Here is an 11,065-nt window from a genome sequence, read left to right on the forward strand (position 1 = left end):
GTGTATCGCTGAATGGTCAGGAGGGATGAGGGAGGAGGAGGGAGGAGAGAGGAGAGAGGAGAGAGGAGGGAAGAGGGAGGAGAGAGGAGGGAAGAGGGAGGAGGGAGGAGGGAGGAGGGAGGAGGGAGGAGTTGTGGTTGAAGTTTTTGAGGGTGGCGAAGGTTTGGGTGGGATGGTGCTGTTTATCGGGGAGTAGCTACTCTGGTTTTTTAGGGCAGCTACCGATCGACTGACTTAGCTGGCGGCGGTTTCTTTGAGTTTGCGGGAGGGGAGTTTGCGATCGGATTTGCGTTTGAGTCCGATGGCGACGGCTTCTTTGCCATCTGAGCCAAATTGCCCTCTGACGGCTTCTTTCATGGCGAGGACGGCACTATGGAAAGTTTGTTCTGCTTTGCGGGCGGCTTCGGAGGCTTCGCGGGCGATCACTTGCTGTTCGGTTTCGAGTTGTTGTTTAGACAACATGGTTTGGTAGGCGATCTGTAGACTTTCGGGGGTGGCTTCGGTGCGGCTGGTGGCGTAGCCGATGACGGCATTGAGTCCGTTCATGGAATCTACGTCTTGTTGAATGATTTCGCGGGAGAGACGTTTGCTGGGCATAAAAAAAGGGTGTCTTTAGATGATCATTTTTAATATTCCCGGCAATTGTTTGTGGCTAAATCCGTGAAAAGCCTTGAAATTATCTCTGTTGAGATGGGGGACGATCGCGCTAATTCAGCAAATTCCGCAGAGAAATCGAATGCGACGCAGGGCGAATTGAATAAACGCGATCGACTTATGTATATTCCGCGGAGAAGATCGAATGTGACAAAAGAAACATCGAATGCGACGCAGGGAAAATTCGATAAACGCGACAAGATTCCGTATGTTCCGCAGGGGAGATCGAATGCGACGTGGGGGAGATACGATCGGCATTCCTTCTTTTTGAGTTGCTTGGCGGATGGAAGAAATGCTCAAGCGTCCCGGTGATTCAAAGTTGAGTGTGTAAGTTTAGGGACAAGTGTTTTTTGCGATCGCGCTTCCCTTCGACTTCTCTCGATCTAGTAAGATCAAGCAATCACTATCTCCAAAGCAACAAGGCTATGCCCTTATCACGCGCCTACGAGGAAGTCATTAATTTAATTGCAGCAGGCACAACACCCGATAGTCTGATTGCCTTTCGTCCTTCTGAGGAAACTAAGGAACGAGTGGCAGATCTGATTCATCGTGAGAAAACAACCGGACTCACTCTAGATGAAACCTCTGAACTAAATCACTACATTCAGCTAGAACACCTAATGCGTCTAGCCAAAGCCCGCGCCCGCAAATATCTCTCGACCTAAGCCTCTTGAGTACCACATACATTAGCACCGAGTTGCGCCGATTTGTCATTTCTAGAGCAAGTAGTCTGTGTGAGTACTGTTTGCTTGATGAAGAAGATTCTTATTTTGGGTGTCAGGTTGACCACATCATCAGTGAGAAACATGGGGGTGTGACCGATGCCAGCAATTTAGCTTATGCTTGCACAACTTGTAATCGAAACAAAGGAAGCGATGTCGGCTCGATCGTGTTGCCATTAGACAGTGGTATTTTTAGTCGATTTTTCAATCCGCGCATAGATCGCTGGAGTGAACACTTTGTTTTGGATAATACGGATAGAATTACCATTCAGCCTTTAAGCAATATTGGTGCAGTCACCTGTCGGATTCTCGACTTTAATAACATCGATCGCTTGCTAGAACGAGAAGCGCTAAGAGAGATGAGCCGATATCCGACCGACGCAGCCCAGCGGATCATGGATGATAGAAAAAGTCCCTGAGCCAAAGAAATACTCAAGAAATCCGGTGTTGAAAGTTTGAATGTGTAGGATAAAGAACAAGCCCTTTTTAAGGTTGCACGATCGATGTCTTCTCAATTTCAGCCTTATCTTGAGTCGATTTGTGCCGCTTATGAAAAGTGGTGGCAGCTTTACACGTTGACAGATGCGATAGGAAAGCAAGAGCAGTCAAAGGAAACGTCACCATTTTTTGATTTTGGTCTAACGGTTCAAACGGTCGCAAAAGACGATCGAGAACAGCAGAAAAAAGAGACGGTCGAGCGGTTTCCAGTTCTCGAAGGGATTCGTATGTACGCAGACGAGCATGTATTGTTAGTCGGGCGACCGGGATCGGGAAAGTCTACAGCGTTGGCGCGGTTGATGCTGGAAGAGGCGACGACTCCACAGGCGAGAATTCCAGTCTTGGTGGAACTGCGCTATTGGCAAAGCTCGATTAAAGAACTAATTCTCAATTCGCTGACTCGACATGGGCTATCGACGGAGCAATATGAAGCGGTGTTATCTCGATCGCTAATCTTATTTGATGGAGTGAATGAATTGCCGTCTGAAGAAGCGCGATCGCAGCTTTCAACATTTCGACGCAACAATTTCAAATTACCGATGATTTTCACAACGCGAGACTTGAGCATTGGGGGAGATCTGGGGATTGAGAAGAAATTAGAAATGCAGCCGCTCAAGCCGGAGCAGATGGAAACGCTTATTCGATCGTATTTGTCGCCAGAGCAAGCCGAGGAAATGCTGCGGCAGCTAAAAGACCGATTGCAAGAGTTAGGACAAACGCCGTTGCTGCTGTGGATGCTGTGTGAAGTTGTGCAGCAAAGCCCAGACTCAAAGCTACCCACGAATCTGGGTAATGTGTTTCAAGTGTTCACGCAAGCCTATGAGAAAAGTAGTGTTCGTAAGCATGAGGTTGCTGCTTTAAAGGGCGATGTCAGACCACTGAGCGATCGCAGACTGTGGAAGACAGCTTTGAAAGCTTTAGCGCTAGTCATGATGGAGGGAAAAACACCTGTCGATTTCCGAGTTGTAATTCATCGAGATGAAGCAGAAAGAGAACTCAGTAGAATTTTTCCGAATGAGCAATTTCCGATTCGAGATATTCTAGATGACTTGCTCAACTATCATCTGTTGCAAAATCGAACCGTAGATCAAATTGAGTTTCGCCATCAACTGATTCAGGAATATTATGTGGCGGAGGCTTTGCTCGATCGGGTTCAGCAACTAGAGAATGAGCCACTCAAGCAGGAGTTTTTGAACTATCTGAAGTGGACGGAGCCTGTGGCGTTGATGTTGGCGTTGGTGGAGGATGAGGCGCAGGCAGTGCGAGTGGTAACGCTAGCGTTGGATGTGGATTGGATACTAGGAGCACGGTTAGCGGGAGAGGTAAAGCAAAAGCTCCAGAAGCAGACAGTCAAATTAGTTAACGATCTAATTGAGGAGAGAAATCTACCAGAGTGGTTAAGAGTGAAACTTTGGCAAAAAACGCGACTAGATGAAGCATTACCAAGACTTCTTGAATCTTTGAATAGTCCAAATATTGAAATAGTCAGGACTGTTGCTGCTTTTGTGGGACAAACCAACAATCAGTCTGTAGTCAGCCTTTTAAGAGATAGGTTAAAGGAAATAGATTCTAGATTTTTTGCTCAAGAATCGTTTGGTGGCAATGATCAAACAGGCGGTGTATGGGAGAAACACGTCGAAGCACTCGCGTATGTTGATCCACAAGCGGCAATTGAGCTTCTCCGCAATAGACTTATGAACCAAAGAACTCGATTTGTATTAACTTTCTTCACTCAAGCACCAGCATTATTAATGAAACTTGATGCTGAAGAATTTCTTCCAGAATTGCTTGATAAGTTAAAAGACCCAGACTCTGAATATGATAAAAACCATTTACTCAACCTAATTGGATCTACACCTAAAGCTGCATATGAGGCGATCGTTCCTGAGTTAGCACAAATTCTAGAGCAACAGCAAGACTCATCTATTCAAGTAAAACTGATTGACTTGATAGGAAAATCAACCAGTGAGCTTGCCACACAGGTGTTGATCAAGCTGCTCGCTCACGCTAATCCAGAGTTGCGACACGGAGCTAAAAAACAGCTTGTTCAAAGGAATATTAAAGACTTCAAGCAACTGGAGAAACTACTAACTCATCAAAATTTAGACATTGTGAGGTCTGCTGCTTTTGTGTTGGGCAGTTTGGGCAATGCCTCTGCTCTTCCCATGCTGCTCAGTGCGATGCAGTATACTAGCTCATCAATTTTTTCTGCACAGGCTGCATTTCTGGAGGAATATGAACAAACAGCAATCCGGCGGATGGGTGCTGAAGCCTTGGGATCGATTAATAACGAAGAGGCAGTCTCATGTCTGCTCAATGCTTTGCGTAACGATCCCAGTCCAGACGTTCGTAGAAAAGCAGCTTTTTCATTAAGTAATTTTGGTAACCAAGAGGCTATTCCAGAATTACTATCTGCTCTAAATAAAGGCTCATTAGATGCGCGGGTAAAGGGAATTAAGAGTTTAGCAAAACTTAAGATAGAAGAGCCATTATGGAACATGCTCAAGGCAAGAGAAACGTGTTGGCAGACTGCTGCTGTTGAGCTTGGAAAACTTAGTAGAGCTGAAGTCTTACCCTATTTGCGTCAAGCATTAGCTGATTTAGGATATGAATCGCCAGACGAAATTCTACGTCTTCTATCTAAATTTGCTGATCTTGATACATGTAGGTGGCTCGTAGAAGCATTAGATAATCCAGAGCCACACAAAGCAGATCAATATTTTTCTAATAGGATTGCTTTAGTTTTAGTCAAATGCCAACCTGAAGTTGTAGCAAACCAATTATCAGCCTTAAAAAACATAGCTTTCAAACATTATATTTCTCAAGTCTTTTGGGTAATTTCTACCATCCAAGAGAACTGCAAATACTACAACTACGAAATCTTTCAAGACTATCTCAAAGCACAGAAGAACGATCGCTCAACTCACCAAGACAGCGATCGATCTCCCACTACCATCAACAACTTTCCCAACGCCAAGGAGATTAAAATCTTCGAGAATGTTGATCGCTATCACGAAGCCCCACCCAAAGATCCCCCACCATAGAGACGTACGACTCGTAACTCCCAGCTAAAAGGAAACTTAACCATGAAAGCGATCGAAACCACCGCAACTCTCACAGAAACAGGACAACTCACGCTGGATGAACCGCTCAACCTTGCCCACAATAGCAGAGTTCGCGTCATTGTCCTCATTGCTGAACCCGAAGAAGACCTCGAAGACACGTCGATCGAAGTGATTCGCGAAGGACTTTATCAAGGTTGGCAAGATGTCCTAGCTGGAAGAACCAAACCTGTCTCTCAACTTTGGGAGAACATGGATGTCGATTGATTCACCTATTGAAGTTAGAGTGAGCGATCGCTTTGAAAGTGAAGTCCGTCAACTTGGCAAACGCTACCACCGTATCCGGCTTGACATTCAACCCATCATCGATCAACTTGAATCTGGTGAACTGCCTGGAGATCAAATTTTCTACTGACACTGACTAGTTAATCGTACTACATCTACTTGAAAAATGCTGTAGTAAACGATTTTCAAGCATTCATCCTTAGCTTGCAGCAGAAATACACCGCTGTGACGGATGAAACTGCAATTGCACAAATCATTGATGTCGAAGCAAAACTGATCGAATCGCAGGACAAACTTCGCTGGCAAAACTTCCTCAACCTCAAACGCCTCTGGAACGGAAGCAAAAAAGCAGCGCTCAAAGTCGGAGAACACTTTGTCGAATCAAATCCTTGGGGCAAAGGCGCAATTGCATTCCTGGAAGGCGTGAGCGAAGACGTGAAGTAGAGTCACCACGACAACAGGAGCCAAAATCATGCAAATCACGATCGACCTTCCCGACTCTCTGACCCTCACCGAAAGCGACCTCAAAGCTGAACTTGCGATCGCGCTCTTTCAACAAAAAATCCTGCTCATTGAGCAAGCTGCCAAAGTCATCGAGATGGATGTCGATGATTTCTATCAACTGCTTGTCGATCGCGCAATCCTAACTGCCCCAAGCGACCCTGACGACGACCCAAACGAACTCATTCTTGCCCATTTGCGGATCTCCTTACAGGACATCAAAGAAGGCAGAGTAAAACCCATTTCTGAACTTTGGGATGGAATTGATGTCTGAGTCTTCTGCCATTGAGATCTTAGTCTCACTTGACTTTCAGGCACAACTTCGCAAACTAGCCAAACGTTATCGCAGTATCCGGTCTGATTTACAACCTCTGTTTGACGACCTCGAAACTGGAAACCGTCCCGACGACCAAATTCCTGGCACATCCTACTACTGTCTTCAAAGTCCGTGTCAAAAACAGCGACCTTCAAAAAGGTAAAAGTGCGGGCTATCGGGTCATTTACCAACTGAGGGACAAAGTTTGCATTCTTCTGGTCACTCTGTATTCCAAATCGGATGAAACCAACCTTGCAGCCGCGAGATTCGAGAAATGATCGATCGATTTGACGGACTTAGCAAAGCTCCTGGCTCAGACATCTGAGCAATACAGCTTCCGAAATCTTTCAAGCCTATCTAGAAGTCAAAGCTTATACGATCTCATACTCCAAGAAGCAGGCGAGTAAGGATTCCTGAAGCAAAGAAAAGCTTTGAAAAGGTCGATCGAGACTACGAATCTCCATCTGAAGATCTGCCATTAGAAACACAACTCTCTCCAATCTCGATCTCCTCCCTCCCTCCTCCCTCCTCACTCTTCATCCCTCATCCCTCAATCCTTCCCCTAACATGTAAAGATAGACAAACTTTAGATGCTCCCTCTCGGCTTTTGACAATGGCATTTTCTTCGATTACTCGTGCGCTTGGGCGATCGCCCCTCACCACAGAACTTCTTAATAAGTTGGGTCAGCAGCAGTTTCTCAAGCTGAGTGGTCTGGCACGACTGCCCAAAGGATTTGTCGCGTCTACGCTGGCTCAGGCGCAATCTCGTCCCCTCCTCGTCGTCACCGCCACCCTAGAGGAAGCCGGACGCTGGGTCGCCCAACTCGAAGCGATGGGTTGGCAAACCGTTCATTTCTACCCCACGTCAGAAACCTCGCCCTACGAATCGTTTGACCCCGAAGCCGAGATGACCTGGGGGCAGTTGCAGACGTTGGCGGATTTAGTGAGGGACGAAACCAAAGAGAATGATGCTCCATCCAAAGCTTCTACTCAATCCTCCTCACGCCTCACGCCTCACGCCTCACTGGCGATCGTCGCCACCGAACGCGCCCTTCAACCCCACCTCCCGCCTGTCGAACTGTTTGCGCCCTACTGTTTGACGTTGGAGCGGGGCAAAGAAATTAATCTGACCACCTTGAGCAATGAGCTGGCTCGACTAGGCTATGAGCGGACAAATCTCGTCGAAACTGAAGGGCAATGGAGCCGGAGGGGAGACATTATTGACGTGTTTCCCGTCGCGGCTGAGTTGCCTGTGCGGTTAGAGCTATTTGGCGACGAGTTGGATCAGATTCGGGAGTTTGACCCGTCTACACAACGATCGCTCGATCGCATTCAAGCGCTTGTTCTCACGCCGACGAGTTTCAGTCCGATCATCCAATCTGCTCTCACGTCTCGCCAAGCGGAAACCTATTTGTCTGCCGAAGATCTGGAGAAATTTGAACAGGGACAGGCGATTCCAGGAATGCGTCGTTTCCTGGGTGTGGCATTCTCAAAGCCTGCTTCTCTGCTGGACTACTTACCGGACAATACGCTGATCGCTCTGGATGAGCCAGAAATGTGTGAGGCTCACGCTGATCGCTGGTTTGATCACGTCGAAGAACATTGGCAAGAAGTGGGAGCCGTTCAATCTCCAAATTTCCCCAAACTGCATCGCCCCTTTGCCGAAACGCGGTCTGAAGTGGAATGCTTCGATCGCCTCTACTTAAACGAGCTTGCCGAAGAAAAAAATGGCTTGAACTTAGCGAGTCGTCCTGTTCCCGCGGTGCCTCATCAGTTCGGGCGGTTGGCCGAAACGTTGAGAGGAGAGCGCGATCGTGGGTTCTCTACCTGGCTCGTGTCGGCCCAACCGTCGCGATCGGTCGCCCTGCTGCAAGAACACGATTGCCCTGCTCAGTTTGTGCCCAATCCACGGGACTTTTTGGCGATCGACAAACTGCAAACTCAGCATGTGCCCGTTGCCGTCAAATATTCTGGATTGGCGGAGCTAGAAGGCTTTATTTTGCCGACGTTTCGGTTGGTGGTAGTGACCGATCGTGAATTTTTTGGTCAGCATACCCTCACCACTCCCAGTTATGTTCGCAAACGTCGCCGCGCAGCGTCTAAGCAGGTCGATCCCAATAAGCTGCAACCGGGCGATTATGTGGTTCACAAAAATCATGGCGTGGGCAAATTTCTCAAGCTAGAAAGTCTGACGCTCAATCAAGAAACTCGTGAATATTTGGTGCTGCAATATGCCGACGGATTGCTGAGAGTCGCGGCAGATCAACTCAGTGCGCTGTCTCGATTTCGGGGAGCGGGAGATGCAGTGTCTCAACTCAACAAAATGTCGAGCAAAGCCTGGGAAAAAACCAAAGGCAAAGTTCGTAAAGCGATCAAAAAAGTCGCCGTGGATTTGCTGCAACTCTACGCCCAACGTGCCCAACAGCAAGGCTTTTCTTATCCCGCCGACATGCCCTGGCAAGAAGAAATGGAGGATTCGTTTCCCTATCAGCCGACTCCCGACCAGCTTAAAGCGACTCAGGATGTCAAATTGGATATGGAGAGCGATCGCCCAATGGATCGTCTGGTCTGCGGCGATGTGGGCTTTGGCAAAACCGAAGTCGCGATTCGGGCCATCTTCAAAGCGGTGACTGCGGGAAAGCAAGTCGCGTTATTAGCTCCAACCACAATTCTCACTCAACAGCACTATCACACGCTTAAAGAACGATTCGCGCCATACCCGATTCAGATTGGTTTAATGAATCGATTTCGCACCGCTGACGAACGCAAAGATATTCAGCGTCGCCTCGCAACGGGAGAATTAGATATCGTTGTGGGAACGCATCAGCTATTAGGAAAAGGAATTCAAATCAAAGATTTAGGATTGCTAGTCGTAGACGAAGAACAACGGTTTGGCGTTAACCAAAAAGAGAAAATTAAATCACTGCGGACACAGGTTGATGTGCTCACCTTAAGCGCTACGCCGATTCCGAGAACGTTGTATATGGCTCTGTCTGGTGTCCGCGAAATGAGCTTGATTACCACACCGCCGCCTTCTCGCCGTCCGATTAAAACTCACTTGTCCCCTTATGATCCTGAAATGATTCGATCGGCGATTCGGCAAGAACTCGATCGCGGTGGACAGGTCTTCTACGTCGTGCCCAGAGTTGAAGGGATTGAGGAAATTTCAGCGACGATTCGCGAGATGATTCCGGGGGCGAGGATTGCGATCGCACATGGTCAAATGCCCGAAGCCGAACTCGAATCGACGATGCTCACCTTTGGAGACGCGGAAGCCGACATTTTGCTTTGCACCACGATTATCGAATCCGGGTTAGACATTCCCAGAGTCAACACAATCTTGATCGAAGATGCTCAAAAATTTGGGCTGTCTCAGCTTTATCAATTGCGCGGTCGAGTCGGACGGGCTGGCATTCAAGCCCACGCCTGGCTGTTTTACCCCAAACAACATCAATTATCTGATGCGGCTCGACAGCGACTCCGCGCCCTTCAAGAATTTACTCAACTGGGATCGGGCTATCAGCTTGCAGTCCGAGATATGGAAATTCGCGGCGTAGGCAATCTGCTGGGAGCCGAACAATCGGGACAAATGGACGCGATCGGCTTCGACCTCTATATGGAAATGCTTGAAGATGCCATCAAAGAAATTCGCGGGCAAGAGATTCCCAAAGTGGACGACACCCAAATCGACCTCAACCTCACCGCCTTTATTCCTGCCGACTACATCCCCGACCTCGATCAAAAGATGGATGCTTACCGATCGGTGGCCTCTGCCCAATCCAAATCCGAACTCACGCAAATTGCCGCCGACTGGAGCGATCGTTACGGCACGATTCCCCCTGCTTCTCTCCAACTGCTGCGCGTCATGGAACTCAAACAAGTCGCCAAAAAACTCGGCTTCTCCCGCATCAAGCCCGAAGGCAAACAGCATGTGATTCTGGAAACGCCAATGGAAGAACCCGCCTGGAATTTATTAAAGGAAAACTTGCCAGAACATCTGCGATCGCGCTTTGTCTTCATGCCGGGTAAAGTCACAGTGCGCGGGTTGGGCATGTTGAGCGCTGACCAGCAGTTGTCAAATCTGATCGATTGGCTGGGTCGAATGCAAGGAGCCTTACCAGAACTCGCTTTGGTGTAGAGACCCTTTCATCAGTCTGCTCTGGTTGAATATAAAAAATCAGCCAATAAATCAACGTGAATTCGATGGAGTTTTCTCGCTTCGTTATTCAGCACTTCTGCCCCCCAACCCCCCAATTTTGGGGGACTTTGAGACAATATTTCTCGTTCAAAGTCCCTCACTTGTGGGGGATTTAGGGGGCTGAAGCCGAGTGAAACGAAGCGAGTCACTCTCATCGAACTGACGTTAAATCAGGGCAATATTTTTCAAAATAGGCGCGATCGTTAGGTGCCCAAACGTTGATCCAATGTTCAGTTTCATCAATGCCGTACTCGTGTTTGCCGCGATCGAGTCCCCGCTTTTGCGCCAACTCTAAAGGAACGTGAATTCGATGAAATCCTTCGCTGCTGTTACAAATCCGGGCAGCCCCCTAAATCCCCCACGAGTGAGGAACTTTGAACGAAAAATATGATCTAAAAGTCCCTCAGATTGGGGGGTTGGGGGGCAGAAGCGCTGAAGACCGAAGCGAAAAACTCCCATCGAATTCACGTTAAAGGACAATCTACCCAAACCTTAAAATCGTAATATTGCAGCAAACTGGGATGAGAGATACCGACGACAAGAGGATGCCGCCCAGACAGCATAGAAACTTTTTCGACCAGATCCACGAAGTGGTTTACGCTCAAAATGCTATGATGATGGTCTGATCCAAGGATGACTAGCGCAATGGTAGCGCATCGGACTCTTAATCCGCTGGTTCTGGGTTCGAGTCCCAGGTCATCCACTTTTTAAGATGAAAAAAAATAGGCTGAAATCCTTGTGTTAGAAGAACTTCAGCCTACTGGCAAAAATGATTAATATACCTGAATGTACCTAAACGTACCTGAATGACACGCTGTTTTTAGTCAAG

At 47.8% G+C, this 11,065-nt stretch carries 12 protein-coding genes and 1 tRNA gene; 11 read left to right on the forward strand and 2 right to left on the reverse strand.

Translation table 11 applies throughout. The features are described 5' to 3' along the window. The first annotated feature begins 25 nt into the window (after nt 1-25). Nucleotides 26-196 carry a hypothetical protein gene (locus ACJ2PR_RS12085; RefSeq protein ID WP_446877162.1) on the forward strand — a complete coding sequence of 57 codons (171 nt, stop codon included), beginning with the start codon at nt 26-28 and terminating at the stop codon, nt 194-196. Nucleotides 197-234: 38 nt separating this feature from the next. On the opposite strand, the gene ACJ2PR_RS12090 is transcribed toward ACJ2PR_RS12085, so the two are convergent. Continuing rightward, a complete protein-coding gene (locus ACJ2PR_RS12090; RefSeq protein ID WP_446877163.1) occupies nt 235-597 on the reverse strand; it encodes a hypothetical protein in 363 nt (120 codons plus the stop codon). Between the two features lie 482 nt (nt 598-1,079). On the opposite strand from ACJ2PR_RS12090, the gene ACJ2PR_RS12095 reads away from it, so the two are divergent. The 9 genes from ACJ2PR_RS12095 to mfd all read left to right on the forward strand — a co-directional run bounded on the left by ACJ2PR_RS12095 (nt 1,080) and on the right by mfd (nt 10,176). Beyond that, on the forward strand, nt 1,080-1,319 hold the full coding sequence (locus ACJ2PR_RS12095) for a hypothetical protein (RefSeq protein ID WP_446877164.1): 240 nt from the start codon (nt 1,080-1,082) through the stop codon (nt 1,317-1,319). 5 nt (nt 1,320-1,324) lie between these two features. After that, nucleotides 1,325-1,795 (forward strand): HNH endonuclease, encoded by a 471-nt coding sequence (locus ACJ2PR_RS12100; RefSeq protein WP_446877165.1) that lies wholly within the window; start codon nt 1,325-1,327, stop codon nt 1,793-1,795. A gap of 84 nt (nt 1,796-1,879) precedes the next feature. Next, nucleotides 1,880-4,918: a HEAT repeat domain-containing protein gene (locus ACJ2PR_RS12105; RefSeq protein WP_446877166.1), complete on the forward strand. Its 3,039-nt coding sequence runs from the start codon at nt 1,880-1,882 to the stop codon at nt 4,916-4,918. A gap of 42 nt (nt 4,919-4,960) precedes the next feature. Further along, the gene (locus ACJ2PR_RS12110; RefSeq protein WP_446856879.1) at nt 4,961-5,203 is read left to right on the forward strand and encodes a type II toxin-antitoxin system RelN family antitoxin; all 243 of its coding nucleotides are present in this window, start codon (nt 4,961-4,963) and stop codon (nt 5,201-5,203) included. Continuing rightward, nucleotides 5,193-5,351, forward strand: coding sequence for a hypothetical protein (locus ACJ2PR_RS12115; protein WP_446877167.1), 159 nt, complete (start codon nt 5,193-5,195; stop codon nt 5,349-5,351). Before ACJ2PR_RS12110 ends, ACJ2PR_RS12115 begins: the two co-directional genes overlap by 11 nt. A gap of 29 nt (nt 5,352-5,380) precedes the next feature. Beyond that, nucleotides 5,381-5,665, forward strand: coding sequence for a hypothetical protein (locus ACJ2PR_RS12120; RefSeq protein ID WP_446877168.1), 285 nt, complete (start codon nt 5,381-5,383; stop codon nt 5,663-5,665). 28 nt (nt 5,666-5,693) lie between these two features. Further along, nucleotides 5,694-5,996: a UPF0175 family protein gene (locus tag ACJ2PR_RS12125; RefSeq protein WP_446877169.1), complete on the forward strand. Its 303-nt coding sequence runs from the start codon at nt 5,694-5,696 to the stop codon at nt 5,994-5,996. Continuing rightward, a complete protein-coding gene (locus ACJ2PR_RS12130) occupies nt 5,989-6,201 on the forward strand; it encodes a hypothetical protein (RefSeq protein WP_446877170.1) in 213 nt (70 codons plus the stop codon). Before ACJ2PR_RS12125 ends, ACJ2PR_RS12130 begins: the two co-directional genes overlap by 8 nt. 450 nt (nt 6,202-6,651) lie before the next feature. After that, the gene (gene mfd / locus ACJ2PR_RS12135) at nt 6,652-10,176 is read left to right on the forward strand and encodes a transcription-repair coupling factor (RefSeq protein ID WP_446877171.1); all 3,525 of its coding nucleotides are present in this window, start codon (nt 6,652-6,654) and stop codon (nt 10,174-10,176) included. A 211-nt stretch (nt 10,177-10,387) separates the two neighbouring features. On the opposite strand, the gene ACJ2PR_RS12140 is transcribed toward mfd, so the two are convergent. After that, on the reverse strand, nt 10,388-10,525 hold the full coding sequence (locus tag ACJ2PR_RS12140) for a hypothetical protein (protein ID WP_446877172.1): 138 nt from the start codon (nt 10,523-10,525) through the stop codon (nt 10,388-10,390). A 342-nt stretch (nt 10,526-10,867) separates the two neighbouring features. On the opposite strand from ACJ2PR_RS12140, the gene ACJ2PR_RS12145 reads away from it, so the two are divergent. Beyond that, nucleotides 10,868-10,939, forward strand: a tRNA-Lys gene (locus ACJ2PR_RS12145). Nucleotides 10,940-11,065: the final 126 nt, after the last annotated feature.

This window comes from Phormidesmis sp. 146-33, assembly GCF_052939515.1.